The following is a 26136-nucleotide window of genomic DNA, read 5'->3' on the forward strand; positions in this document are numbered from 1 at the left end:
AACGGCCGAGGTGCTCCCGCGTCGTGTAGAACACCTCGGCCGTGGTTCAGCTTCCGGAACTCGCCCTCGGCAGTGCCGGACCGCCTTCGAGCGAGCCGATCACCGCACCGGCATCCCTGACCAGGGTGGACCGGACGTCGGAGTCGGCGACCTTAGCCGGATCATTCGCGAGTTCCCCGAACTTTCGCAACTGCTTGACCGCCTTTGCGTCATCCCCGGCCGCCTCGGCCTTGCGTGCCTTGGACAGCTGACCGGACAAGCTGACAAAAGCGGACAAGGACAGCCGGTTGGTCGCGCGGAACCGCGTGATCAGCTGATCGATGTCGCGCATCGACGTCGTCGTGGCGAACGTCAGCTTCTGCTCGGTCCGGTTGCCCGCCTTGTCAAGAGCTGTCACCGAGAGGTTCTGCACACCCAGTGGCAGCTGGTACAACGACGTGACCTGACCGGACTGGATGGGGGTGGTGTTCAGCAACCCCGTGACCGAGGCGATGCCGGACGTCGCGTCTTCGGCGTGCCACTTGACAACCACGTCCGTAGCGTCTCCGTAGACGCGGCCGTCGGCCAGGCCCGACACCAGCAACGTCGGCTTGGCCGCGTCGATCAGGATCGTCGCGGCCTTGTCCGGCTCCACGTTGCCGTCCTTGTCGTGCGAGCGGTACAGCAGCGTGTGCTGCCCGTCCCCGGTGACCACGACCGGCTGGGTGTACGGCGTCCAGGCGCCGTTGTCGAGCTTGTACTCGGTGCGCGCCACACCGGAGCCCTCGTCGGTCGCGGCCAGTTCGACCGGGACCTGACCGGGGTGCCAGCCGCCCGGGTTGGCGAAGTTGGCGACGGTCACCGGCGGTGTCGTCTCCAACTCCTTGATCCGGACGTCGCGGAACCACACGTCGTCGCCGTTGCCGTGGTTCTGCAGGCCGATGAAGCCCTGCGTGAGGTCGCGGTTCGGGTCCGTGGACACGAAGTCGTTGATCAGCACGCCGTTGAGCCACACCTGGATGGTCTGGCCGCGGACGATGATCTCGTAGGCGTTCCACTGGCCCGGCGGCTTGAGCGCCGCGTCCCGCTTGGCGATGTCGGCCGACTGGAACGAGTAGACCGACCCGGTCGTGCGGTCCGGTGCGTCGGTCGCGTCGATCTGGATCTCGTAGCCCTGGTTGACCGCGACCCACGGGTCATTGCCGGGCTCCGGGTAGCCGACGAACACACCGGAGTTGTCGTCGCCCGCGACCTTCCAGTCCAGCTTGAGGCTGTAGGCGTTGAACTCCTCCTTGTGCGACAACAGACCCATCCCGCCTTCGGACAGGATCGTGCAGTCCGCCTGCTGGGCGAACCGGCCGGGGCCGGACTGCTTCCAGTTGCCGAGACTGGCCTGCGTGCCATCGTAGAGGCTGCGGTACCCGGTTTCCGGCTGCGTCGGCTGGCACGCGGGCGGCTGCGCCACACCGGCGCCGTCGAACCGCAGGGCGTCCACATCGAACAGTCCGCCCGCGCCGGTTCCCTGGAAGACCAGGTACAGCGGTTTGGTGCCCCCCGGATCGGCCAACGGCTTGACCGGCAGGTCGACGTAGTTGTCCCAGCCACCGGTGTTGGCCACGTCGAACGTCTGCAGCAGTGGGCCGTCGACCGCGCCGGAGCGCACCTCGACCTTGCCGCCCGCGCCGCCCGAGGACACCCGCAGCCCGAGCCCGGTGATCCCGGACAGGTTGGTCGGTGTGAACGCCAGCCAGTCGCCCGGTTCGATGTAGCCGACCCGCTTGCCGCCGCTGGCGCCCGCCTGCGGGACGACCTGGACGCCGCTCATGCTGGAGAAGTACTCCGCCTGCTTGAGCTTGGTCTGCATGATGTTCTCGCCCTCACCGAGCAGCGGCGGGACAGTGCCCTTGCCCTTGTCGGTGTAACGCGCGTTGATCACGCCGAAGATGTTGACGTCCTCGCCGTGCCCGCCCTCGCCCGGCGTCTCGATCACGCCTTCACAGCCGAACGCCTCGCTCAGCGGGTGGCCGTGGTTGTCGTGGCCGAGGATGTAGCGGACGTGCACCTTCGAGCAGTCGATCTCGCCGTCTTCCGGGTCGGTGACCTTGACCTTGAACGGGACCTTGTCGCCGAACTTGAAGAACCCGCCGTTGACCGGGGCCTCGACCACGACCGTCGGCGCGGTGTTGCCGACCGTGATGGTCACGTTGGCCACGCCGACGAGCCCGACCGAGTCCGTCACCGAGAGCTTCGCGGTGAACTGGCCTTCCTGGGTGTAGGTGTGGGTCACCGGACCAGCGGAGGTCGAATCGACCGTGCCGTCGTTCTCGAAGTCCCACGCGTAGGTGACCGGCTGGCCGTCGGGGTCGTTCGTCCCGGCCGGGTTGAAGTTCACCGTCAGCGGGGCGTGCCCGGATGTCTTGTCGGCGGCCAGTTTCACCACCGGCGTGCGGGTGCCCTTGGTGTAGTCGATCCGGTACACCGCCGACTCCGGTGAACCGCCGAAGTAGCCGGTGCCGTAGTCCAGCACGTACAACGCGCCGTCCGGGCCGAACTCGATGTTCATCGGCCGGACGAGGTCCATCGAGTTGAAGAACGGCTTGATGTCACCGCGTTCGCCGTTCGCCCCTACCGTGATCTCCTTGATCCAGCCACGGTCCCACTCGTAGGCGAAGTTCTTCTTGTCGAAGTACGCCGGGAACTTCGTCTTCGACGGGTTGTCGGCGTCGAAGTGGTACGTCGGGCCGCCCATCGGCGACTCGCCGCCCGAACCGAACTCCGGCACCGAACCACCGTCATAGGGAATCCACGCGGCCTGTGCCGGTGGCAGGTCGACCAGGCCCGTGTTGTGCGGGCTTTCGTTCTTCGGTGCGGCGCAGTTGAAGGCCGCCCCGGACTGGCCGGTCGCGAAGTCGTAGTCGACGAACGGCTGGTTGTCCCCGACGCAGTACGGCCACCCGTAGTTGCCCGGCGCCTTGATCAGGTTGAACTCGACCGTGCCGCCAGGGCCACGGGCCGGGTTGGCCGCGCCCGCGTCCGGACCGTAGTCACCGAGGTGGATCCAGCCGGTCCGCTTGTCCACCGCGAACCGGAACGGGTTGCGGAAACCCATCGCGTAGATCTCCGGCTTGGTCTTCTCGGTGCCCGGCGCGAACAGGTTGCCCGCCGGGATCGAGTACGAGCCGTCGGCGTTGACCTTGATCCGCAGGATCTTGCCGCGCAGGTCGTTGGTGTTGGCCGAGGTGCGCTGCGCGTCGTAGCCGGGGTTGCGGGTCGGCCGCTCGTCGATCGGCGTGAACCCGTCGCTGGCGAACGGGTTCGAGTCGTCGCCCGTGCTCATCAGCAGGTTGCCCTGCGCGTCGAAGTCGATCTCGCCGCCGACGTGGCAGCACAGGCCGCGGGTCGCCGGGGTGGCCAGGATCTTCTGCTCCGAGGCCAGGTCCAGCATCCCGTCGTCGCCGAGTTTGAAGCGCGACAACTGGTTGTGCCCGTTGAACGGCTCGAAGTCCGCTGCGGTGCCGTCGTTCGGCGCGTCACCGGCCGGGGTGTTCAACGGCGGCGCGTAGTAGATGTAGATCCACTTGTTGGTCGCGAAGTCCGGGTCGATCGCGACGCCCTGCAGGCCGTCCTCGTCGTGGTTGTAGACGGGGATCTTGCCGATCTGCTTGGTGGTCGCGTCCGGAGTGGTCAGGTAGACCGCGCCGTCACGGGACGTGTGCAGCACACGCCGGTCGGGCAGGACCGCGAGGGCGATCGGCTCCCCGGTCTTCTCCTCGCCCTTGGCGAGCGTGATCTGGTCGAAGTCGGAGTCGACCGGCTGCTCGTCCGGGCCCGGCGAGCAGTTGCCCGGCAACACACCGGCGGCGTACTTGATCCCGCCGACCAGGTGCTTGCGGAACGCGTCCTCGCTGTAGGACTCCTTGGTGTGCCCGCCGCCGGTGTACCACGAACGGCCGCGATTGGCGTTGTGGCACCAGGCGATCGGGTGGTCGCCCATCGCGCCGTCGCCGGGCTGGTAGCTCTTCTCGTCCAAAGTAGCCAGTACTTTGACGTTCGCCCGCGGGTTGGTGCGGTAGTTGTACCACTCGTCGGTGCGCACCCACTTGTTCGGCACACCGGCCGTCGACGGGTGCGAGTGGTCCGCCACGTCGACCGTCGCCTGCTGGATGTGCGGGTGTGACTTGAAGTAGGCGCCGACGAGCTCGCCGTACCACGGCCAGTCGTACTCGGTGTCCGACGCGGCGTGCACCCCCACGTAACCGCCGCCGTCGTTGATGTAACGCTCGAAAGCCGCCTGCTGGTCGGCGTTGAGCACGTCACCCGTGGTCGAGAGCCACACCACGGCGGCGTACTGGTCCAGGTTCGCGTCGGTGAACGCCCCCGCGTCCTCGGTCGTGAACACCTCGAAGTTGTTCTGCTGCCCCAGTTGCTGGATCGCGGCGATCCCGTCGGGGATCGAGTCGTGCCGGAAGCCGGTCGTCTTGGAAAAGACCAGGATGTGCGGCTGGTCGGGGTGCGCGGCCGCAGGCAGGGCGCTCGCCACCCCCAGTCCTGTGGTCAGTGCCACAGCGGCTGCGCACACGCGCAGGGTTAACCGTCCCACTGGTAAGTTCTCCTTGCTCGCAGCGGTTGCGTGACCGTGAGAGGGGAAGTTCCAACTCCTTTCGAACTGGTCGGTCTGTGGGCGACGACGCTGCCCGGCCGGGCTGCACCCCGACGCGGGCAGCGTCCCACTCGTGCTTTTTCAGGACACCGTCGCTCAGGACACGGGAGTCCACTGGGACTCGTTGCCCGCACTGGCCTCCACCGCACCGAGGACCTGCTGAACCTGCAGGCCGTCGGCGAAGCTCGGCGCCGGATCGGTGCCGTCACCTATATGGGTGAGAAAATCGAACACCTCGTGGGTGAAGGTGTGTTCATAACCGATGATGTGGCCGGGTGGCCACCAGGCACCGACGTACGGGTGCGTCGCCTCGGTGATCAGGACCCGCCGGAACCCGGCGGTCTCGTCGGCGATCTCACCGTCGTAGTACGACAGCTCGTTCATCGACTCGAAGTCGAACGCCAGGCTGCCCTTCTCACCGTTGACCTCGAGGCGCATCGAGTTCTTGCGGCCGAGCGCGAACCGGGTCGCCTCGTAGGACGCCATCACGCCGGACGGGAACTTCCCGATGAACAACGCGGCGTCGTCCACCGTGACGTCGTCGAGCCTGCCGTCCGGGTCACCCGCGATCGGTCGCTTGTGGACGAACGTCTCGGTCAGCGCGGACACGCCGGTGAGCTGCTCGCCGAGGACGAACTGCGACGCGTCGATGATGTGCGCGCCGATGTCGCCGAGCGCACCCGATCCCGCCTCTTCCTTGCGCAGCCGCCACGCCATCGGCGCGTTCGAATCCGACAGCCAGTCCTGCAGGTACTGCGCGCGCACGTGCCGGATCTTGCCGAGCTTGCCCTCGGCGATCATCCGGCGCGCCACGGCGAGTGCGGGCACCCTGCGGTAGTTGAACGCCACCATCGAGCGCTGTCCCCGTGCCGAGGCGGCGGCAGCGGCCTCGGCCATCTCCCGCGCCTCCTGCACCGAGTTGGCCAGCGGCTTCTCGCACAGCACGTGCTTGCCCGCCTCCAGCGCGGCGATCGCGATGTCCTTGTGCGAGTCGCCGGGTGTGCAGATGTCGACGATCTGCACGTCGTCGCGGGCGATCAGCGCCCGCCAGTCCGTCTCGACGTCCTCCCAGCCGAGCTTGGCCGCGGCGGCCTTCGTGCGCTCGAGGTCACGACCACCGAGCACGGCCAGCCGCGGCGCCTGCGGCACGTCGAAGAAGTGGTGCACGGTGCGCCAGGCGTGCGAATGGACCCTCCCCATGAAGGCGTGGCCCACCATGCCGACGCCGATAGTCCCGTCGCCTGCGTTGCTCATCGATCACCCTTCCTTGTCAAAAACGGCCTACACACCCCGGTCAGCCGCCTGTTATGAGTCGAACGCCACGTCGGCGTACTGGGCGGCGTTCTCCTTGGTGACCACCGCGGAGTAGGTGGTGATCAGTGCCGGGATCTCGTGCTCGGCGAGGTCGCCCATCCCCTTGGCCTGGCCAAGCAGGCGCGCCAGCGCGATCGCCGACGACGACATCGACGGGCTGTAGAGCACCGTCGCCTTGATGACGTCGCTGTCCGCCTTGATCTTGTCGATCATGTTCTTCGAGCCCGCGCCGCCGACCATGATGAACTCCTTGCGGTTGGCCGCGCTGATCGCGGCCATCACGCCGATGCCCTGGTCGTCGTCGTGGTTCCACAACGCGTCCAGCTTCGGCGCCGCCTGCAGCAGGTTCGCCGTGGCCTTCTCCCCCGTCTCCACGGTGAACTCGGCGGCCTGGCGCGGGCCGACCGCGAACCCGGCCTTGGCCAACGCGTCCTTGAAGCCCTTGCTGCGGTCCTGGGTCAGCGGCAGCGAGTCGATCCCGGCGATCTCGCCGATGATCGGGTTGCTGATGCCCTTCTTCTTCATCTCCGCGGCGATGTAGTTGCCCGCGTTGACACCCATCCGGTAGTTGTCGCCGCCGATCCACGTCCGGTACGCCAGCGGCGTGTCGAAGATCCGGTCGAGGTTGATCACCGGGATGCCCTTGTCCATCGCGGCCTGGCCGACCGAGGTGAGCTGCTTGCCGTCCATCGGCAGGATCACCAGCACGTCGACCTTCTGGTTGATCAGCGTCTCGACCTGGGCGATCTGCTGGCTGGCGTCGTTGGTGCCCTCGGTGGCCTTCAGCGTGACGTCGGCCTTGAACTTCTCGGCCTGCGCCTTGGCGTTCTTGGTGATCGCGGCGATCCAGCCGTGGTCGGCCGCGGGCGCGGAGAACCCGATGGTCACCATCTTGCCCGCTTTGGCGTTGTCGCCCTGGCCCGCGGCGACGTTGGCGCCGCCGTTGGCCTGCGCGGCAGGCGGTTCGTTGGACGTGCACCCGGCGAGTAAGGCACCCGCGCCCACGGCAGCTCCGCCGATCAGGAACCCGCGGCGGGCAAGGGAGGTAGGCAGGTCGGTCATCATTGATCTCCTGGTGTGAGCTCGTGAGTGTTTGCCGGGGTTCCAACCCCGGCAAACACTCACGAGGGTTTACGTGGTGGCGCGGGCTTTGTTGGTGCGGAACTGCAGGAGCACGGCGATCACGATGATCGCGCCCTTGGCGATGTTCTGGACTTCGGTCGGCAGGTTGTTCTGCACGAAGATGTTGGTGATCAGCGTGAAGATCAGCACGCCGATCAGGGTGCCGACCATCGTGCCGCGGCCACCGGTCAGCGCGGTGCCGCCGATGACCACCGCCGCGATCGCGTCCAGTTCGTAGAACATGCCGTTGGTCGACGAACCGGCGGTGGTGCGCGCCGCCAGCATGATCGCGGTGACACCGGCGAGCAGACCGGCGAAGCCGTACACCATGGCGATGTGGCGCTTGACGTTGATGCCTGCCAGGCGCGTGGCCTCGGGGTTGCCGCCGACGGCGAACGTGCGGCGGCCGAATGTCGTGCGGTTGAGCAGGACCCACCCGGCGGCCACCACGACGACCAGGATCCACACCAGGGTCGGCACACCGAGGAACTCACCTCGGAAGAACGTCAGGAAGCCCTGGTCGGACACGACCTGGGTCCGCTTGTTGCTCAGGTACTCGGCCAGGCCACGGGCGGAGATGTACATCGCGAGCGTGGCGATGAACGGCACCATCCGGCCGTAGGCGATCAACAAACCGTTGACCAGACCGGCGCCGAGACCGACCAGCAAACCCGTGACGACCATGACGAACGGCCCGTAGGACTGCGTCGCCAGCGTGGTCATCCAGACGCTGGCCAAGCCGACCACCGAACCGACCGACAGGTCGATGCCGCCGGAGATGATCACGAACGTCATGCCGACCGCGACCACGCCGGACGGCGCCGCCAGCCGCAGGATCGTGTCCAGGTTGCTGCCGGTGAGGAAGTTGTCCGGGCTGGTGATCCACCCGATCAGGATCAACAGCACCAGCACACCGAACAGGCTGGCAAGGCGCAGATCCAGGCCCAGCCCCTGCCTGGCTCGCGGTGCCGGGCTCACCGGCACTCCGGTGTCCCCCTTGGCTACGGGGTCTAACTGCGTCACGCCGCACTTCCCTCCATCACCATGTCCAACACGTCCGCCTCGGTCAGCTCGTCGGCGGGCGCCTCATGGATCACCCGTCCATCGCGCAGCACCAGCACCCGGTCGGCCAGACCGAGCACCTCGGGCATCTCGCTGGAGACCAGCACCAGCGCCACGCCGTCCGCGGCCAGTTCCCGGATCAACCGGTACAGCTCCGCCCGCGCGCCCACGTCCACGCCCCGGGTCGGTTCGTCGAGCAGCAGCACCCGGCAGCCGTGCACGAGCCACCGCGCGACGACGGCTTTCTGCTGGTTGCCACCGGAGAGCGTGCTGACGTTGCGGCGCGGGTCGGCCGGGCGCAGGTCGAGGTCCTCCAGCTTGGCGCGGGAGTCCTTGAGTTCCTTCGCCCGGTCGGTGAACCCGAAGCTGCTGTAGGAACGCATGCTCGCCAGGGTCACGTTCTGCGCCACCGACATGTCCATCAGCAACGCCTGGCTCTTGCGCTCCTCCGGCGCCAGGCCGACGCCCGCGTCCACCGCGGACCGCACGTCGCCGTTGCGCAGCTTCTTGCCGTTGACCGTGACCGTGCCCTCGCTGGCCTTGCGGGCGCCGAAGATCGTCTCGAGGATCTCGCTGCGGCCCGCGCCGACCAGTCCGGCGATGCCGAGGATCTCGCCCGCGTGCACGGTGAAGCTCACGTCGGCGAACTCGTCCTCCCGGCCGAGCCGCTCGACCTTCAGCACCTCGGTCGAGGTGTCCACGGTGGACTCCTCGCGGTTCGGGTACACCGTTTCCACGCGCTTGCCCGACATCAGCGCCACCAGCTCGGAGGTCGGCGTGTCCGCGGCGAGGTCGCGTGCCATCGTGCGGCCGTCCTTGATGACCGTGACCCGGTGGCCGATCTCGCGGATCTCCTCGAGGCGGTGCGAGATGTAGACGACCGCGACGCCCTGGGCGGTCAGGTCCGCGACCACGCGGAACAGGTTGGTGACCTCGTCGGCGGCCAGTGCGGCCGTCGGCTCGTCCATCACGATCAGCTTGGCGTCGTGCGCCAGCGCCCGTGCCATCGACACCAGCTGCTGGCCCGCCGCGGACAGGTCACCGACCTCGCGCTCGGGCGGGATCTCCGGGTGGCCGAGGCGCTTGAGCAGCGCGGTCGCCTCCTTGCGGGCCTGGCGGTCCTTGGTGAACCCCCAGCTGGCGCGCTCGTGGCCGAGGAAGATGTTGTCCGCGACCGACAGGCCGGGGATCAGGTCGAGTTCCTGGTACATGGTGGCCACGCCCATCCGCAGCGCGGCGACCGGCGTGGACAGCGTGGTTTTCTCGCCCTGCCAGAGGATGTCGCCCTCGTCCGGTTGGTGCGCCCCGGCCAGTACCTTGATCAGGGTGGACTTGCCCGCGCCGTTCTGGCCGAGCAGGCAGTGCACCTCCCCCGCGCGGACCGTCAGGTCCACGCCGTCGAGCGCACGAACTCCCGGGAACGTCTTGACGATCCCGGTCATCTGCAGCAGCGCTGTGGTCGCTTCGGCGGTCAAGCGGGTGCCTCCGTTGATTCACTTCGTTCCGGTACCTGAGTCGGGTCGTCGAAGACCCGGCTCAACGCGGCCAACGCACCGCCGGTCCGCGCGGCGGTGAACCCCAGTTCCGAGCCGACCACCCGGACGGCCGCGGCCTCGGCGACCACTGCCCTGGCCGCCACCTCGATCCGGGCCGGTTCGATCAGCCAGTCCGGCAGGGCCGCGAAGTAGCCGCCGAGCACGACGACGGCCGGGCTCAGCACGTTGACCACAATGGACACTCCGACGCCGAGTGCGGCGCCGATCTGGTGCAGGGCGCCGAGCGTGCGCTGATCGCCGTGCTCGGCCCGGGAACGGATGATCGCCATCCGCTCCTCGATGGGACGGCTGGGGTCCGACACCGGGTCGCCCGGCGCGGCCAGCGCGTGGAACAACGCGGCCAGCCCGACCTGGGTCTCCCAGCAGCCGCGCCGTCCGCACGAGCACTGGGGGCCCATCGGGTCCATCGACATGTGGCCGACCTCGCCCGCGTACCCGATGGATCCGCGCACGAGACGGCCACCGGCGATCACCCCGGCGCCGATGCCGAAGTCGCCCGTGACGTAGACGAGGTCGGCGGTGCCGCGCATGCCGCCCGCCTCGAACTCGGCCGTCGCGGACAGGTTCGCGTCGTTGTCGACCGAGATGCGGCTCAGGGGGAACCCGAGCCGCCCGGCGAGGCCGTCCGCGAGCGGGGCCTCGCGCCAGCGCAACCGGGGCGACAGGCGCACGACACCGCGACCGGTGTCGACCAGGCCGGGGACCGACACGGTGATCCCCGCCGGGTACGCACCGACGACGTGCGCCAGTTCCTCGTCGGCGACTTCGGCGAGCTTGTCGATGGTGCGGTCGACTCCGGCGGACAGGACGTCGAAGGGGACCTGCCGGTCGGCGACCACGGCGCCGGTGGTGTCGACGGAGGTCGCGGCCAGGTGGTCGACACCGATCTCCAGCCCGATGCCGCGGGCGCCGTCGCTGTCGAGTTCGACGATCTGACCGGGTCTGCCCTGACCGCCGGCGGCGACACCGCCTGCCCGGACCAGTCCGCGCGCGATCAGTTCGGCCACCAGTGTGGACACAGTCGCCTTGCTCAGGCCGGACAACACCGCCAGTTGCGCACGGGACAAGCCGCCCTGCTCCCTGAGCACGCGGATGACCCAGGCGAGGTTCGCCCTGCGCAATGCGGCGCGGTCGGTCGGCTGCTCCGGCATGACCGGCACACCAGCTCCACTTCGTTGGGTAACTAGCCGAACTAAGGTGCTCTAGCTCACACGTAACCCTGAGTTCTGGGGTACTTGTATCGCAATCCGCCAAAAGTACTAATACATCCGGCGACCTTTTGCTCAGCTCCGACAAAAGTTGGCTGAGTCTAGCGCGAAGTCACCCGGAGTTGAACCCTTTGTTCAACCCGTGACCCAAACACGGCTTCAAGCGCCACCGAGCGCTTACAAGGGAGGATGGACACCCATCTCCGACCGGGAAGTAGGGAGATAGGTGCTTCGGACGAACGCGCTCAGGCCAGCGGGCCGCGCTTGACGTCGTCGATGAACGCGGCGAACCCACCGCGAGAGAACATCAGGATCGGGCTGTCGTCGCCGAGCTTGCTGTCCCGAACCGCCATGACAGTGGGGTCGGGGGTGGAACCAACCTCAACACACTGACCGTGCGTGGCCGAACAGGAGGACTTACGCCACGCACCGACCTCGACACACTCGCCATGCGTGGCCGACCGCGACGACTTGCGCCATGTGCCCACTTCGACACACGCACCGTGGGTTGCCGAACGGGATGACTTGCGCCAGTCCCACAAGTGGTTCACCTCCACTCATTGCGCACCTTCCGGATTCTCGAAATCGAGTCTGCCTCGGAGAGCGCGAGTTCGACCAGCCGGTTCCGCAGTTCGGCGTACTGATCGATCTCGTCGACATCGTCCCGGTACCGCCCACCGATCCAGTCTTCGAGGTACACCACACCGGGGTCGCGCTCGATCGGGAAGTCCAACTTGATGAAGGGACCGTGCAGTGCAGGATGCACACCAGCGTCATATGGCAGCACCCTGAGGGTCACGTTCGGCCGCTTCGCCAGTTCGAGCAAGTGGTCGAGTTGCTGGCGAAGTACCGGAGGCCCACCGATCTGCCTGTGCAGCACAGCTTCATCAATGACGCTGAAGACCTCAAGCGGAGACTCGTCCCGGCAGAGGGCCTCCTGGCGCTGCATGCGGAGGTCGAGCCACTTGCGCACCTCGGCTTTATGCATGGACTTGCTGTCCCCACGAACGAGCGCCTCGGCATAGGCCCTGCATTGCAGGATGCCCATGACCGTCATGGCGTCGTAGGTGAAGATCCGGCTCGCACCCTGTTCCAGGCCCAGGTACAGGTCGAAGCCCGGCGACAAATTCATCGACTCCTCCGGCACGAACACCGCCGGACCGGTCCTCGCCTGCATGACCAACTCGCGGAAGCCGTCGACCATCTCCGGCACACCGTAGAGCGGCAGCAACACGTCGATCTCGAGCAGCTTGGGCAAGGACCGGCCGGTCTCGAAATGCCCAACGCGTCCACTACTGGTGTCCAGCCGCTTCGCCACGACGGACTGGTGCATGCCTGCCGTCTCGCGCAGCCGCTTCAATTCGAACGCGATGTACCGCCGGATCACTGACGGCGTCGTCGAGAGCGCCACGGCTTGGCCCCCTTTTCCACTTGTTCACTCGATAGGTGCACTCAGCTTTTGGGCCTAAATTTTAGGCCCTAAGTTTGCGAGCACAGGCCCGACGGGCCTCAGGGGAATTTCCCACAAATGCTCCCCCACCAGCGGAGACTCACCACCACGAAAGGGTCATGCCCATACACTCGATTTCCGACCTCGGCGTCGACGTCTGCCTCGGCCTGCAGGTCGGTCCCAGGGAGCCGATCTCGTTGAGCCTCAACAAGGACGGCGGTGCCTACCTCGTCATCGGCACCGACATCGAAGTCCTACTGGCCGAGTCGCACGTGGCCGCCCTGAGCGAACAGTCCACCGCCGTCCTCGCCGACATGCGAGCCCTGGACAGGGCCGAACAGCACCTCGTCCACGCGCACGATCTCAGCGAGCAGGCCCGCAACTCCGCCGAACACGCCAGAGCACAAGCCAGGAACGCATTGGCCGTCGGAGCCACGATCCAGGCACAAGAAGCACAGCGAGCGGCTGACAACGCCACGGACGCCGCAGCGCTCGTACAAACCGCCCTCCAAGCGGCCCTCGACGCGATCGGGCAGGCCGAGGAAGCCACCGAGGCCGCGGGCCAGGCCGCCGCGACGGCCGCCCGTGCGGTCGCGACTCGTTCCCAACTCGCTTGAACCCGTAGGACACCTCGCGAGGTATGAGAGATAGTCAACGGAGGGAGCATCGGTGCGAGATACCCGGCGGGACCAGGCGTTCGAAGCCTTCTTCACCGCCCAGTCCCAGCGGTTGCGCAGGCTCGCGTACGCGATGTGCGGCGACTGGCACCTGGCCGAGGACATCGTGTCCGCCACGTTCATCCGGCTCTACCAGCGATGGCACAAAGTCAGACCGGAAACGGCGAACGCCTACGCCCGCAAGGTCCTGACCAACGTGTTCCTCACGGGCGCCCCGAAACGTAACCGCGAACAGGCGACGGAGTCGGTCCCCGACACGCACGCACCAGAGTCCCGTAGCAGCGACGACCGCCTGGACATGGCGGCGGCACTGGCCGGACTGACGCCCAAACGCCGGGCGATGGTCGTGCTGCGGTTCATGGAGGACCTGCCCATCAGCGAGGTCGCGAAGCTGATGGGCGTCGCTGATGGAACGGTGAAGAGCCAGACGTCGCGGGCCGTCGAAACCTTGCGGGCCGCGCTGGGAAAGACAGAAGGAGTGATTGAGGATGCAGGAGTTGCGTTCTGAGCTGGAGGCATACGCCTCGGCGGGCGAACCGCCGATGCGACTGGCGTTCGACGAGGTGAGGACAGCCGCGAAGCGCAAGCACCAGCGACGCCGTTCGACGGTGATCGCCAGCGGTGTCGCGGTGGTGGCGGCGGTGGGGATCGCGGTGCCGACGTTCTTGATGGCCCCGAACTCGCCACCCGGCGTCGGCGTCGGCGCCGCCTCGGCGGGCCACTGCCGGGCAGAGCAGCACGCGTCGGAGCGAATTGCCTGTGTGGTACGGGAAAAGGCACCGCGAGAGCTGGGGTCGCTCAAACTCGGATCGCACACGAGCATGATCCCCCCGTCCGACAGAGGCAGCAGCGGCATCGGCGGCAGCATCTGGCAGGTGATGAACGAGCAGGAGATCGTCGGCAGCCTGGGCGTGGACGTGGACAAACTCGGAGCAGAGGGGCCGAGCCGTGGCAAGGTCGAGCTCCCCTCGTACTTTCGCGACACCTCTGTGACCATCGAAAGCCGGGGATACCAGGTCCGGGTCTGGTCGTACCGGTACAGCCGTGCAACCGGCCCGACCTCCGAGCTCCTGCTGAGCAGGGAAGCCATGACCCGGATCGCCACCACGCCGGAGCTGCTCCCCTGACGCAACTTCCGACCGTGAGTAGGTACCTTTTCCTACCGTGGTGGTGAGTCATGTCGAGCAGGCCCTGAGCTATCTGGACCAAGCGCAGGGCTGCACCGACCTCGATGTGGTCGACGCCGCGGTCGACCTGTGCCGTCAGGTGGCCGACTCCGTACCGCACGACGACCTCGACCGCCCTGTTCACCTGCACAACCTCAGCCTCGCCCTGCGGTTGCGGTTCGAGCGCGCGGGCGCGCCGGAGGACCTCGAGCACGCCATCACCACCAGTCGTCAGGCGTTGCGCACGGCGCCTGGTGGCGATCCCAACATCAGCTCGTACCGGCACAACCTGGGGATGTCGTTGTGGTTGCGCTACCAGCGCAGCAACCGCCGTGAGGACCTCGCCGAGGCGATCGGCGTGGCTCGCCGTGGCATGGCGGGCGGCGACCCCGGCCGGACGCTCTGCCGCACCGTGCTCGGTGTGGCGTTGCACAGCAGGTACTCCTTGTCGGGCAGCAAACCGGATCTGGACGAGTCGATCGCGCTGATCCGGTCCGCCGTCCACCAGCCCGCGCTGCTGGCCACGCTCGCCACCGCGCTGCTCGCCCGGTTCGCGTCCGGCGGTGACCCCGCCGATCTCGACGAGGCGATCGCCGCCGGGCTGACCGCGGCCGACGCCTTCCCGGCCGGCCACCCCGAGTGGGTCCGCGCGGTGTCCGGTTTGTGCACGTCTTTCCGTGTTCGCTTCGAGCACGCCCGCAACCGGTCCGACTTGGACCGTTCCATTTCCCACGGCAAAGCCGCGGTGGACGCCGATCCCAGCGCGGCCACGCTCGGTGAACTCGCCGTCTCGCTCAAGGTCCAGCACGCCACCACCGGCTCGGCCACGGACCTGGACGCCGCGTTGCACACCGCGCGCGCCGCCGTCGAGGCGTCGCCGCACGACGACCCGGCACGCGCCGTGCACCTGTACACGCTGGGATCCGTGCTGATGAGCCGGTACTCCGAACTGGGCGACCCGGCGGACCTCGACGACGCGATCAGCCTCGTCCGATCCGCCGCCGGTGCCGCGCGCAGCGACCGCCCCGGCATGCTCGCCCAGCTCATGGACGCGCTGCGGACCAGGTTCGAACGGACCGGCGCGCTGGCCGACCTCGACGAAGCGATCGCGACGGGCTGGGAGGCCGTCGCGACGACCTCGGCGAACCACGCGCACCTGAGCAGCCTCGCGCAGGCGTTGCTGCGCCGCCACGGGCGGACCGGCGGCCACGCGGACCTCGACCAGGCCCTCACCCTCGCCCGTGAGGCGCACGCCGTCGTGCCGCTGACCGAACGCACCGCGGTGTCCAATGTGGTCGGTCAGGTGCTGCTCACCCGGTACCGCCGGTCCGGCTCGGCGACCGACCTGGACGGCGCGATCAGCGCGTTCCGCGGCGCGGGCGCGCCCGCGCTCGGCCCGGCGCTGCTGGAACGCTACCGGCTGCGCGGTATCCGGGCCGACCTGAACGAAGCACTGGAGCTGACCGAGAACGCCGCGGACCCGCACGACGCCCGGTCGCTCGCCGACCTGGCGATGGTCCTGCGGGAGGTCTCCGACCTGGACGAGGTGATCTCGTTCAGCCGCGCGGCGGTCCAGTCCAGCGCTGCCGACGACCCCGAACTGGCCACCCGGCTGTCCGTTCTCGGCAACCTGCTGCTCGACGCCGGTGAGCGGGACGAGGCGTTCACCCGGTTCGTCGAGGCCGCGTCGGTCCCGATGGCGAGTACGTCCACTGTGGTCGAGTCCTGCTGGGCGGCGGCGTCGCTGATCGCGGACACCAGCCCGGGGCGAGCGGCGAACCTGCTGGAGACCGCCGTCCGGGTGGCGGCGCTGTCGCCGGTGCAGCAGGACGACCTGACGACCGAAGCCGCGTCGCTCGCGCTGGCCGCCGGGTCGCCGAGCCGCGCGTTGAGCCTGCTGGAGCTGGGCAGGGGCGGGCGGCTGAGCCAGGCGCTCGGCACCCGGGGTGACGTGGTGGAGCTGCGGGCCGAGTACCCGGAGTTCGCCAGGCGGTTCGTCGACCTGCGGGATCAGCTCGCGCTGCCCGCCGACCCGCTGTGCCCGTCGCGGGCCGACCGGGTCGACCTCGCCGCGTCCTTCGACGAGACGCTGGACGCGATCCGGGCGTTGCCGGGGTTCTCGGCGTTCCTGCTGCCGGTCGAGGTGGACCTGTCGGCCGCGGCGGACGGGCCGATCGCGGTGCTGAACGTCAGCCGGTACCGCGGCGACGCCATCCTGGTCACCACCTCGGGGATCACGTCGGTGGCGTTGCCCCGCCTGACCGCACGCGCGGTGCAGGCGCGTGCCGAGGAGTTCCGCGCCGCGGTCGAGTCGTCCAATCAGGACCAGATGCACGCGGTGCTCGAGTGGTTGTGGGAGGTCGCCGCCCTGCCGGTGCTGTCCGCGTTGGGGTTCAAGGGCGTGCCCCGCGGCGAGTGGCCGCGGATGTGGTGGGTCACCCACGGTCCGTTGAGCTCGTTGCCGGTGCACGCCGCCGGATACCACTATTCCCGTGGCGAGTCCGTGCTGGACCGTGTGATCTCCTCGCACACCCCGACAATCCAGGCACTGGGTCACGCACGGGACTACGCCGCACCGGTCGTGGTGTCGGACGCGCTCGTGGTGGCCACCCTGCCGCACGCGATCGCCGAGGCCGAGGCCGTGTGCCAGCGCGTCCCGGGCGCCACGCTGCTGGTCAACACACCGGGTACACCGGCGGCGCACTGGCCGACCAGGGGCAATGTCCTGTCCCATGTGGATGAGTGCCCGATCGTCCACTTCGCCTGCAGCGGCGCGGGAACCTCGCTGGTACTGGCCGACGACCCGCTGCGGATCGCCAGCCTCGTCCCGCTCCAGCTGACCACGGCACGGCTGGCGTTCCTGTCGGCGTGCACCGCGTCGCCCGGCGAGGACGCCCCCGTCCACCTCCCCGCGGCGTTCCAACTCGCCGGGTACCCGCATGTGGTCGGCACGATGTGGGAGGTCACGGACTCGGTGGCGTCGTTCATCGCCGGAGACTTCTACGCCGGGATGGCCACCACCAGCGACTCCGCTCGGGCCCTGCACCAGGCCATTCGCGGCATCCGCACGGACATCCCCCATCTGCCGTCGATGTGGGCGGCGTACCTACACCACGGCGCGTAAGGCGTTCGCGAACCGGTCGCCGAGGATCACCTGGAACGGCCGCTCGTAGTACAGCCTGGTCGCCGGGTCAAGCGGTTCGGTCAGGTTCAGCCCGTTGTGCAACTCGGCTACCCGCGTGTACGCAACGGCCAGGTGGGCCTCCCGTTCGTGCCAGGTGGACGCGGTCAGCACGCGCATGAAGTCGATGTCCAGCGACAGCTGGGCGAACGCGCTGCCCAACCACTTGGCGTACGGCGGGTAGCGGCGGGACATCAGCAGGCACAACCTCATCAGGATCCGGACCTGTCGTGCCGCGACCACCGCTGAGCCGACCTCGTCCCCCACTTCGCCGCAACGGCCGACGAACGCTTCCTTCTTGGCGATCGCCTGCCAGTGCCGGGCCATGATCTCGCGCCAGACGTCCTCCGGGTACCAGCTCAACCGTTCCCGTGCCCGTGTCACTTCGCCGATGTCGTCGTGGAAGACGGCCCCGCCGGTCACCTCGGCCAGAGTCTGGGTCGACGTCGTCAGCCAGGCGGTGATCTCCGCCAACGGATCGAACCCGAGGTTCTCGGCGAACCACGTCCTGGCGTCGGTGACGTCCACGCGGTGGTACACCGGGCCGTCGGTGTAGCTCATGCTGCGTATGCGTTCGGTGTCCGTGGCGACGAAATTCGTCGGATAGCCGAGGAAAGTCTTGGGCAGCTGCTCGCTCAGCGCCTGGGACACGTCCGCTGCCCGGGAGTCACCCGCGGACAGGAACAACTGGAGTCGCGGCCCCCATTCGTGGTCACTCGACCGTTCGGTGTCGAACCCGAGCACCTCGGATCCGGTGCCGATCCGGGCGGCGGCATGCGGGACGTCACCGAAATTCCCGCGCAGCACCGGTTCCACCGCTTCACGGTAGAACCGGCGCGACAGTTCGATCCCCTTGATGACCACGTCCCGCATCCTGCCGCTCTTTCCCGAACCGCGCGACGCAATATCATCGGGACTGCCATAGTGCGCCGTGTGGAATCGAACCAGGAGCCGCTGCTGGCGGCGATAGGAGAGGCGCTGGGTCTCGACGGCCCGTTCCCGGAACGGCCGACCGCCGATCCATCGGGGGACCATGGGGTCCAGGTCCTCAACGGCGTGGTCGGCCGCAAGCGTGTGGCGTGGGTGGAACGGCACGTGTTCCCGTCCGGCCCGGGCGGCGAGCAGTGGGTCAACGTGTGGTTGCGGGTCGCGGGCGACGGCGTCGCGGATGTTCCCGCGGTGCAGGGTTGGGTGCGTTTCGACGAGCCCGGCCGCCGGATCACCGTGCCGCTCAACGATCGTCACGACGACCACCTGTCCGGTGTGCCTTACATGGACTTCTTCGACGACACTATGGTCGTCGTGTACAGCAAGGCTGGCCGCAAGACGTTGTGCCGGTTGGCCATGAGCTCTTACGGCGTGGTGATCGACCGGACCCCGGTCGGCGATTCCGTGGTCGTGCTGGACCGCGCCCGGCCCACTTCCTGGCAGACGACGTTGTGCCACATCGAGGACTTCACCGACGAGCACCTGATGTACCAGATGTCGCTGCCCGGCCGCGAAGCCCGAGTCCCCATTCCCGTCCCGAAACCCGCCGAACCCCCGGCGGGCAAGTACGTCGACGTCGACCTGCGCCTCGGCTCCGACGGCAGGACCGTGTGCTGGGTCGAGCAGATCTCCGAAGCGGATCAACGGTCACTGCTCGTGTCGCTGCCGGAGACGTTGCAGCGTGGCTACGTCGACGATCCCGAACTGGTCTGGCGCGGTCTGCGAGACGCGCTCGGCGGACCGGACGCCCCGGCCGACGGGCCCGACATCTTGATCGGCGCGATCGCCGCGCCGTTCTGGAACGCCCCGCAACTCCACCCCGACCGGGGAACGCGGTGGTTTCCCGTGGCCTGGTACCGGTTCCTGCTGGAGCAGAACCGCGACGAGGCCGCCGGGTGGCTGCGTTGGCTGCAACGGCTGGCAACCGGTGAGCGAGCACAGGACCAGTGGGGCTGGGCACCGGAATGGCAACGGGTGGCAGGCGTCACCCGGTTCGCGCTGATCCACGTCCACCGCCAGGCCGCCGTGCTCGCCGAGACGTGTCGTACCGGTGCCCGGCCCACGGTCGGCGATCTGGACATCAGCAGGCCCGTGACCGCCTACCCCGCCGGTTTCGCCCGCGCGTGGCGTCTGCTGCCCGACCGGTTCCGGCCTGGCAGGGGGCTCAGGTGACGCTGGTCAGCACCCAGAACAGCGCGCCACCGACACCCGCGCCGACGAGCACACCGCCGATCACCTGACCCGTGGTGTGATCGCCGAGCGCCACCCGTGACCACGCCACCAGCGCGACCAGGACACCCACCAGCGCCAGCCACGGCCCGAACGTCACCGCCAGGACGACCATCGCACCGGCCGCCACGCCCGAGTGCATCGACACTTTCCACGACAACCCGAACGTGATGCCCAGCATCACCAGCAGGCTGACGAACAGGCTCACCGACAACGCGAGCATCTGCGGCGGCGCCCCGCCCAGACCGAGGACCAGCCAGCCGCCGCCGACCGAGACGATCGTGGCGACGAACGGGATGAGCCGGTGTTCCCGGATGGTCACGTGGTGGCTGTCGTATTTCCCCTGCTTCACCCCGCGCAGCACGACCGCCATCGGGATCAGCGACCCGGTCACGCCGACCACCGCGCCCCACAGCAATGTCGGGCCCACTTCCCGCGTGGCTTGCGCGGCCACGACGAACGGCAACCCGAACACCCAGATCCAGGGCGCCAGCAATTCGGTCACCAACCGGGCGTACTTCGTGTGCACATTCTCCCCCGACAACGGCCGCGATCCCCGCACGATAGTTCCTCGCCTGCGGGTGCGGTTCAATGTAAGGGTGACCGTGCAAGCCGCAGCCGCCATCCCCCGGGTCGAGACCAGGCAGCAGTCCCAGTTGCTCGCGCTGCTGCGGGACGAGGGTCCGCTGGCCAAAGTCGAACTGGGCGAGCGGCTGGAGCTTCCCCGTGCGCGGCTGGCGACCGAGATCGCGAAGCTGTTCGAGTGGAACCTGGTGGAGTCGGGCGGTCCGGCGGCCAGCCGGGGCGGCAGGCGGTCCACGCTCGTGAAACTCGCCGACGACCTGCGTTTTCTGTCCGCGGACATCGGGGCGACGTCGATCGGTGTCGCTGTCACGGACGCGCGCTGCGAGGTACTGGCGCACGTCGTGGAGGACTACGACATCCGCAAGGGCCCGGTGTCGGTGCTCGAACGGCTGACCCAGTTGTCCGGCAAGGTCCTCGCGGAGGTCACCGGGCGGGTCATCGGCGCGGGCGTCGGCCTGCCCGGTCCGGTGAGCTTCCGCGACGGCATGCCCGTCGCGCCGCCGATCATGCCGGGCTGGGACCGGTTCCCGGTACGGGACAGGTTGGCCGGGGCGTGGGGGTGCCCGGTCACGGTCGACAACGACGTGAACGTGATGGCTCTCGGCGAGCGGCACGCGGGCGTCGCGCGGTCGTTGAACGAGCTGATCTTCGTGAAGGTCGGTACGGGGATCGGTTGCGGCATCGTGCTCGGCGGGCGGGTGTACCGGGGTGTGGCCGGGACGGCAGGCGACATCGGACACATCAAATTGGACGACTACGGCCCGGCGTGCGCGTGTGGCGAGGTCGGCTGTCTTGAGGCGTACTTCGGTGGTGCGGCGCTGGCGCGTGACGCGTTGACGCTCGCCCGCAGTGGCCGCTCGACGTACCTCGCCGAACTGCTGTCCCGGCAGGGCGAGCTGACCGCGTTGGACGTGGCCGGTGCCGCCAGCGCCGGGGACTTCGCCGCGGCCAACCTGGTCAGGGAGGGCGGCAGGCGCCTCGGTCACGTGGTCGCGTCGCTGGTCAGCTTCCTCAACCCGGGCATGGTGGTGATCGGCGGCGGTGTCTCCCGGCTGGGGCACCAGCTGCTGGCCGAGGTCCGCAGCGCGGTCTACCGCCGGTCCTTGCCGCTGGCCACGGGGAACTTGCCGATCGTGCTGTCCGAACTGGGCGACCAGGCAGGCGTGATCGGCGCCGCATGGTCGGCGACCGATCACGCCTTCGCCGCTACCGGATCGGGATCAGTGGGCTGACCTTGCCGGTGGCCGTGTTCGGGGGCACCGGGTCCGGGTCGCAGAACGTGTCCCGCGCGGGCAAGGCACCTGTCGCCAGGTAGTCGTTCACCGCGCGGACCGCGCATGACGGTGTTGTCGTGTCGTACGCGCCGTGGTTGCCCGTGCTGACCGTGACCATCTTGGCCCGCTTCCCGAACGCGCTGCGCATGCCGAGCGCGCCGATGTACGGCGTGGCCGGGTCACGCAGGGTCTGCACGATCAGGACATTGGCCGGTCCCTTGCCGGTGACCTTCACCGGCGGTTCGACCGGGTCGGGCCAGAACGCGCACGGCCAGATGTTCGTGCCCGTCCCGTTCCACAGCGGGAACAGCTTGCGGTTGACCGCGACTTCCCGTTGGTAGTGCTTCGGGTCCCGTGGCCAGCTGGCGTCGTTGCAGAGCACTGCCAGTTGCGACGCCCGCAGGTTGTCTTCCGGGACAGCCGGTGTGGACGACGGCGCCGCTACCACCGACTGCGGCACGGCACCGCTGGTCGGCACCACACCGCGGTCCGCGAGGAGCCACAGTTCGGCCTGCAGCGGGAACTGCAGGGTGTGGTAGGACCACCCGAACACGGCGACGCGGAAGACGTCACCGCTGATCGGCCCGACCTGCGGGTGGATCACCGGTTTCTCGTTCAGCTTGGCCACCAGCTCGAAGAACTTCTTGCGGATGTCGGCCGGTGTCGCGCCCAGGTGGAGCGTGTCGTCGCGCTCGGCCAGCCACTTGGCCACGTCGGGGAACCGCACCTCGAAGGCGAGGTCCCACAACGCCCACTGGTCGTGCCAGACGCGGTTCGGGTCCACATTGGAGTCGATGATGACCCGGTCGGTCCGCTCGGCGAACAGCGTGGCGTAGACAGCACCGAGGTAGCTGCCGTACGACCCGCTGTTGTAGGAGATCTTCTTCTCCCCCAACGCGATCCGGAACCGGTCCATGTCACGCGCGGTGTTCGCGGTGGTCATGTGCCGCAGGTTCGACCCGCCGTTGGCCAGGCAGTCGCGGGCGAGGCCCTTGGCGAACTCCACGTTCCGGTCGATCGACCCGTCCGCCGCGGGAACCGGGAAGTACCGGTCGGCCGGGTACCCCGCCATGGTGCGGCCGCAGGTGACCGGCGCGCTGTAACCCACACCGCGCGGGTCGATGCTGACCAGGTCGTAGCGGTCGAGCACGTCCTGCGGGTACAGGTGCACGTAGGCCGCGGGCAGGTGCAGGCTCGGTCCGCCCGGCCCGCCCGCGTTGTGCATCAGCACCCCACGCCGCAGGCCTGGCTTGGCCGTCGGCAGTTTCGAGACCATCACGTCGATCGTGCGGCCCTTCGGGTCGCGGTAGTCCACCGGCACCTTCAGCGTCGCACAGCTCATCCTCGGGTCGTCCGGCAGACCTGACAGGGGCGGCGGGCACTTGCCCCACACGAGGTCACTGGTCGGCTCGGGCGCGGCGGTCGCCTGTGGCGCGACCAGTCCGGCCAGCATCGCCGCTGCGGCGACCACCAGAAATGATCTTCGCATCGTTCTCCCCTCGTGGCGGGACCCCGGTGTGGGCCCCGCCTCACGAGGGAACCTATTGCCTCCGTCGGTGGCGTCACATCCTTCGCGCGGACGACCCTCTGTCATACCCGCTGGGTGGGGTGCAACCAATGTGGCCTTCGTTGCGTTTTTGGCAACGAAGGCCACATTGGTTGCCAAGACAGGTGTTATAGGTGGGGGTGGCGCATGTCGTGCGCCTGGCGTTCCATCTCATGTGAGAACGGCATGGCCTGGTCCACGTCCGCTTGGACGAGGTCGAAGTTGGCCATCGCCGCCGCCGTCGAGCCCTCACCGGCCGAGCTGATCAGGTTGGCCATCGGGTTGCCGACGTTGCCAGCCACCCACAGGCCGGGGACGTTGGTCCGGCCGACGGCATCGGTCAGCGCGGGGTCGTAGCCCAGTGGCTTCAGGAACTCGTCCCTCGGCACGAACTTCGGCCGCAGGAACACCGCTTCCCTTTCCACACAACGACCGTCCGCCAACTCGACGCCACGCAGCCGGTCGTCCTCGATCACCAGGCCGCGCACGGCCTCCTCGACGATCCGGATGCCGCGGGCCGCCAGCTTGGCGCGTTCCGGGACGTCCGAGGTGCCCGCGAAGAACACGATGTCCGACGACCACTGGCGCAGCAGCAAGGCGTGGTGCGGGTCGTGCAGCACGCCGATCGGCCGGTCGGCGAACTCGTAGCCGTGGCAGTAGGGGCACGCGATGACGTCCTTGCCCCACCGCTGCGCCAGACCGGGGATGTCCGGCAGTTCGTCGCGCAGCCCGGTGGCCACGATCACGCTGCGCGCCTTGAGGCTCGTGCCGTCGGCGAGGTCCACAGTGAACCCACGGTGGACCGCTGTGACCTCACCGGAGATGAACTCGCCTCCGTAGCCCTCCACCTCCTTCCGGCCTTCGACGAGGAGTTCGCCCGGTGGGACACCGTCTCTGGTCAGGTAACCGTGCGAGTGCGCAGCGGGGGCGTTGCGCGGCTGGCCGGAGTCGACGACGACGACCGAGCGGCGGGCCCTGGTCAGCACGAGTGCGGCGGAGAGACCGGCCACGCCGGCCCCGACAACGACAACGTCATGAGTAGTGGTGGTCATGACTCGAGGTTGCCGAGCCGCGCGTCGAACTGACAACTTTCGTTGCCATTTTGGCAACAGGTCGCCCACACTGGACGCATGGACCTCGCCAGGACGCTCGCCGACGTCGGACCGCGCCTCAAACACATCCGCACCGAGCGCGGGATCACCCTCGGCGATCTCGCCGAGACCACCGGGATCTCCAAGAGCACCTTGTCCCGGCTGGAGTCCGGCCAGCGCAAGCCCACCCTCGAACTGCTGCTGCCGATCGCACAGGCGCACCAGGTGCCGCTGGACGAACTCGTCGGCGCGCCGGAGGTCGGCGACCCGAGGGTGCGGCTCAAGCCGCGCCGAATCAGGCAGCACGACGGCAACTACGCCACTGTCCTGCCGTTGACCAGGCAACCGGGCGGGTTGCAGGCGTTCAAGATGATCCTCGACCGCAACCGCGAGCCCAAGCAGGTCACACACGAGGGCTACGAGTGGATGTACGTGCTGTCCGGGAACGTCCGGATGCTGCTCGCGGACAAGGACATCGTGCTCAAGCCCGGCGAGGTGGTCGAGTTCGACACGCGGCTGCCGCACTGGTTCGGCAGCGCGGACGGCCATCCGGTCGAGATACTCAGCGTGTTCGGCAAGCAAGGTGAGAAAATGCATGTGCGCGCCAGGCCAAAGCAGTAGAACGCTCACCGTCGTGACAATTTCGAATACGTGGTCCCGTCCACCTTGTGGCGATAATGTACTCACGAGTAGGTTGATTTGACGAACCCCGAGGAGTGCGATTTTCGGCAAGGGAGATCGACCTATGCTCAGACCCGTCCTCATCGGTGCGATCGCACTGACCGCCACGCTGCTCGGTGCTGGTACAGCCGCGGCCGACCCCGTCTTCACGTACGACATCACCAAGGGCAGTTCGACCATCAAGAAACTGAACTCGTCGCTGCCGTTAGGCCCCGGCGGCCTGGTCGTGGATCTGGAGGGCGCGACCGGCAACTTCACCGCGGACATGCAACTGCCGCCTGCCAAGGGCGAGTTCAAGATCCTCGGGATCTTCCCGACCACGGCGACCGTGACGTTCCAGCAGGTCGGCAAGGTGACCGGCACGCTCGTCGACGGTGTGGTCAAAGCGCACACCAACGTCACGATCAAGCTCAGCGACGTCAAGGCGGTCGGCCTGCCGATGTTCGTCGGCGACAACTGCCACACGTCGAAACCGGCGTCCATCACGCTGGACTCGGCACCCGAGTTCAACCCGCTGGAAGGCGGCGACCTGATCGCCAAGCCCTACACGATTCCGGAATTCACCGACTGCGGTCTTTCGACACTCATGCTGAACGGCCTCATCCCCGGCCCGGACAACACACTGCAGCTCACCCTTGCCATCAAGTGGTAAATGGGTGCGGAAAATGCCTCGCCGACGTTCCCCCGACGACGTCGGCGAGGCATTTACTACCGAAGCCAGTTCAGCGGGGGGTGAGGGAAATGATGCGCCAGGCGCCGTTCTGCTTTTCCGCAGTAACGCTCAGCGCCGCGGCCGAGCCGTTGGTCTTTCCGGTGTCGACACGGGTGGCGACCTGGTCGAGGAACACCAGCAACTCGGCGCGGTCACCGTCGAGCGACTTCACGCCGGTGGTCGTGACCCGCGTGGCCAGCACCAGCTTCTGGGCCGGGGCGTCCTTGCGGACCTGCTCGATCAGCTTGTCGTACTCGCCGACCGCCGATCCCGCCAGCACGTCCTTGGCGACGTTCGGGTCGACCTTGTCGTAGCTGAACGAGAAGATCTTCTCCAGCCCCGCCTTGACCTGGCCGTTCACCTCGGTCATCGCCTGGGTGTCCACGCCGGGCTCGGTCGACGAGGACTTCACCACGAAGAACACCCCGACACCGGCGAGCACGGCCGCGACGACGACCAGCACCAGCGGGTACTTCGGGCGCGGCGGTGCGGGCTCGTCGACCTCGTCGACATCGCCGTCGAGCAGGTCGGTGTCGTCGGTCTGCGCCTCGGGCGCGGTCGGCTCGACCTCGACGGCGGCGTCCGCGGGCTTGGCCGGTGACCTGCGGTTGTGCCCGGCGACCTTGACCCGGCGGGTCGGCTTCTGCTGCTTCAC

General features: G+C 68.2%; 21 protein-coding genes. 8 read left to right on the forward strand and 13 right to left on the reverse strand.

The window, feature by feature from the left end; genetic code table 11:
• Window positions 1–46: 46 nt before the first annotated feature.
• The 8 genes from ALI144C_RS09010 to ALI144C_RS09045 form a co-directional block, all read right to left on the reverse strand.
• Window positions 47–4579, reverse strand: coding sequence for a ThuA domain-containing protein (locus tag ALI144C_RS09010; protein WP_237774056.1), 4533 nt, complete (start codon window positions 4577–4579; stop codon window positions 47–49).
• Between the two features lie 156 nt (window positions 4580–4735).
• Window positions 4736–5893 carry a Gfo/Idh/MocA family protein gene (locus tag ALI144C_RS09015; protein ID WP_076986558.1) on the reverse strand — a complete coding sequence of 386 codons (1158 nt, stop codon included), beginning with the start codon at window positions 5891–5893 and terminating at the stop codon, window positions 4736–4738.
• A 51-nt stretch (window positions 5894–5944) separates the two neighbouring features.
• Complete coding sequence (locus ALI144C_RS09020) at window positions 5945–7015, reverse strand: substrate-binding domain-containing protein (RefSeq protein WP_076986667.1); 1071 nt, start codon at window positions 7013–7015, stop codon at window positions 5945–5947.
• A 69-nt stretch (window positions 7016–7084) separates the two neighbouring features.
• Window positions 7085–8059 (reverse strand): ABC transporter permease, encoded by a 975-nt coding sequence (locus tag ALI144C_RS09025; protein WP_076986559.1) that lies wholly within the window; start codon window positions 8057–8059, stop codon window positions 7085–7087.
• A gap of 35 nt (window positions 8060–8094) precedes the next feature.
• Window positions 8095–9579: a sugar ABC transporter ATP-binding protein gene (locus ALI144C_RS09030; RefSeq protein ID WP_076986668.1), complete on the reverse strand. Its 1485-nt coding sequence runs from the start codon at window positions 9577–9579 to the stop codon at window positions 8095–8097.
• A 29-nt stretch (window positions 9580–9608) separates the two neighbouring features.
• Window positions 9609–10844, reverse strand: a complete 1236-nt coding sequence (locus ALI144C_RS09035) for an ROK family transcriptional regulator (RefSeq protein WP_237774067.1) — start codon at window positions 10842–10844, stop codon at window positions 9609–9611.
• A 302-nt stretch (window positions 10845–11146) separates the two neighbouring features.
• Window positions 11147–11458, reverse strand: coding sequence for a DUF397 domain-containing protein (locus ALI144C_RS09040; protein ID WP_076986561.1), 312 nt, complete (start codon window positions 11456–11458; stop codon window positions 11147–11149).
• Window positions 11449–12312 carry a helix-turn-helix domain-containing protein gene (locus tag ALI144C_RS09045; protein ID WP_076986562.1) on the reverse strand — a complete coding sequence of 288 codons (864 nt, stop codon included), beginning with the start codon at window positions 12310–12312 and terminating at the stop codon, window positions 11449–11451. Before ALI144C_RS09045 ends, ALI144C_RS09040 begins: the two co-directional genes overlap by 10 nt.
• 158 nt (window positions 12313–12470) lie before the next feature.
• Between ALI144C_RS09045 and ALI144C_RS09050 the strand changes: the two genes are divergently transcribed.
• From ALI144C_RS09050 to ALI144C_RS09065, 4 genes are read left to right on the forward strand one after another with little or no spacing between them, the layout of a single operon-like run.
• Window positions 12471–12968 (forward strand): hypothetical protein, encoded by a 498-nt coding sequence (locus ALI144C_RS09050; RefSeq protein WP_076986563.1) that lies wholly within the window; start codon window positions 12471–12473, stop codon window positions 12966–12968.
• Window positions 12969–13020: 52 nt separating this feature from the next.
• Window positions 13021–13536 (forward strand): SigE family RNA polymerase sigma factor, encoded by a 516-nt coding sequence (locus ALI144C_RS09055; RefSeq protein ID WP_076986564.1) that lies wholly within the window; start codon window positions 13021–13023, stop codon window positions 13534–13536.
• Window positions 13517–14155, forward strand: a complete 639-nt coding sequence (locus ALI144C_RS09060) for a hypothetical protein (RefSeq protein ID WP_076986565.1) — start codon at window positions 13517–13519, stop codon at window positions 14153–14155. The genes ALI144C_RS09055 and ALI144C_RS09060 overlap by 20 nt, the downstream gene beginning before the upstream one ends.
• Window positions 14156–14192: 37 nt before the next feature.
• The gene (locus ALI144C_RS09065; RefSeq protein ID WP_143230521.1) at window positions 14193–17318 is read left to right on the forward strand and encodes a CHAT domain-containing protein; all 3126 of its coding nucleotides are present in this window, start codon (window positions 14193–14195) and stop codon (window positions 17316–17318) included.
• On the opposite strand, the gene ALI144C_RS09070 is transcribed toward ALI144C_RS09065, so the two are convergent.
• Window positions 17301–18248: a DUF4037 domain-containing protein gene (locus tag ALI144C_RS09070; protein ID WP_076986567.1), complete on the reverse strand. Its 948-nt coding sequence runs from the start codon at window positions 18246–18248 to the stop codon at window positions 17301–17303. The genes ALI144C_RS09065 and ALI144C_RS09070 overlap by 18 nt on opposite strands.
• A gap of 60 nt (window positions 18249–18308) precedes the next feature.
• Between ALI144C_RS09070 and ALI144C_RS09075 the strand changes: the two genes are divergently transcribed.
• The gene (locus tag ALI144C_RS09075; protein WP_076986568.1) at window positions 18309–19535 is read left to right on the forward strand and encodes a hypothetical protein; all 1227 of its coding nucleotides are present in this window, start codon (window positions 18309–18311) and stop codon (window positions 19533–19535) included.
• Here ALI144C_RS09075 and ALI144C_RS09080 read toward each other — a convergent pair.
• Window positions 19528–20154: a phosphatase PAP2 family protein gene (locus ALI144C_RS09080; protein WP_237774057.1), complete on the reverse strand. Its 627-nt coding sequence runs from the start codon at window positions 20152–20154 to the stop codon at window positions 19528–19530. The two genes, ALI144C_RS09075 and ALI144C_RS09080, sit on opposite strands and share 8 nt — an antisense overlap.
• 37 nt (window positions 20155–20191) lie before the next feature.
• On the opposite strand from ALI144C_RS09080, the gene ALI144C_RS09085 reads away from it, so the two are divergent.
• Window positions 20192–21409: an ROK family transcriptional regulator gene (locus ALI144C_RS09085; protein WP_237774058.1), complete on the forward strand. Its 1218-nt coding sequence runs from the start codon at window positions 20192–20194 to the stop codon at window positions 21407–21409.
• Here the strand turns inward: ALI144C_RS09085 and ALI144C_RS09090 are convergent.
• The gene (locus tag ALI144C_RS09090; protein ID WP_076986569.1) at window positions 21384–22940 is read right to left on the reverse strand and encodes an alpha/beta hydrolase; all 1557 of its coding nucleotides are present in this window, start codon (window positions 22938–22940) and stop codon (window positions 21384–21386) included. The genes ALI144C_RS09085 and ALI144C_RS09090 overlap by 26 nt on opposite strands.
• 185 nt (window positions 22941–23125) lie before the next feature.
• Window positions 23126–24049: an NAD(P)/FAD-dependent oxidoreductase gene (locus ALI144C_RS09095; protein ID WP_076986570.1), complete on the reverse strand. Its 924-nt coding sequence runs from the start codon at window positions 24047–24049 to the stop codon at window positions 23126–23128.
• 78 nt (window positions 24050–24127) lie between these two features.
• On the opposite strand from ALI144C_RS09095, the gene ALI144C_RS09100 reads away from it, so the two are divergent.
• Together ALI144C_RS09100 and ALI144C_RS09105 are read left to right on the forward strand one after the other, a co-directional pair.
• Window positions 24128–24709, forward strand: a complete 582-nt coding sequence (locus tag ALI144C_RS09100) for a helix-turn-helix domain-containing protein (RefSeq protein ID WP_076986571.1) — start codon at window positions 24128–24130, stop codon at window positions 24707–24709.
• A gap of 124 nt (window positions 24710–24833) precedes the next feature.
• The gene (locus ALI144C_RS09105) at window positions 24834–25421 is read left to right on the forward strand and encodes a hypothetical protein (protein WP_076986572.1); all 588 of its coding nucleotides are present in this window, start codon (window positions 24834–24836) and stop codon (window positions 25419–25421) included.
• 70 nt (window positions 25422–25491) lie between these two features.
• Here the strand turns inward: ALI144C_RS09105 and ALI144C_RS09110 are convergent, their stop codons facing one another.
• Window positions 25492–26136: a hypothetical protein gene (locus tag ALI144C_RS09110; RefSeq protein WP_143230522.1), complete on the reverse strand. Its 645-nt coding sequence runs from the start codon at window positions 26134–26136 to the stop codon at window positions 25492–25494.

It is taken from the genome of Actinosynnema sp. ALI-1.44, assembly GCF_001984155.1.
Lineage (GTDB): Bacteria > Actinomycetota > Actinomycetes > Mycobacteriales > Pseudonocardiaceae > Kibdelosporangium.

Coding starts and splice junctions, on each gene's coding strand:
- ALI144C_RS09035 (WP_237774067.1), bottom strand. CDS start 10,844: ATGCCGGAGCAGCCGACCGACCGCGCCGCATTGCGCAGGGCGAACCTC.
- ALI144C_RS09030 (WP_076986668.1), bottom strand. CDS start 9,579: ATGACCGGGATCGTCAAGACGTTCCCGGGAGTTCGTGCGCTCGACGGC.
- ALI144C_RS09105 (WP_076986572.1), top strand. CDS start 24,834: ATGCTCAGACCCGTCCTCATCGGTGCGATCGCACTGACCGCCACGCTG.
- ALI144C_RS09090 (WP_076986569.1), bottom strand. CDS start 22,940: ATGCGAAGATCATTTCTGGTGGTCGCCGCAGCGGCGATGCTGGCCGGA.
- ALI144C_RS09050 (WP_076986563.1), top strand. CDS start 12,471: ATGCCCATACACTCGATTTCCGACCTCGGCGTCGACGTCTGCCTCGGC.
- ALI144C_RS09060 (WP_076986565.1), top strand. CDS start 13,517: ATGCAGGAGTTGCGTTCTGAGCTGGAGGCATACGCCTCGGCGGGCGAA.
- ALI144C_RS09100 (WP_076986571.1), top strand. CDS start 24,128: ATGGACCTCGCCAGGACGCTCGCCGACGTCGGACCGCGCCTCAAACAC.
- ALI144C_RS09015 (WP_076986558.1), bottom strand. CDS start 5,893: ATGAGCAACGCAGGCGACGGGACTATCGGCGTCGGCATGGTGGGCCAC.
- ALI144C_RS09020 (WP_076986667.1), bottom strand. CDS start 7,015: ATGACCGACCTGCCTACCTCCCTTGCCCGCCGCGGGTTCCTGATCGGC.
- ALI144C_RS09070 (WP_076986567.1), bottom strand. CDS start 18,248: ATGCGGGACGTGGTCATCAAGGGGATCGAACTGTCGCGCCGGTTCTAC.
- ALI144C_RS09095 (WP_076986570.1), bottom strand. CDS start 24,049: ATGACCACCACTACTCATGACGTTGTCGTTGTCGGGGCCGGCGTGGCC.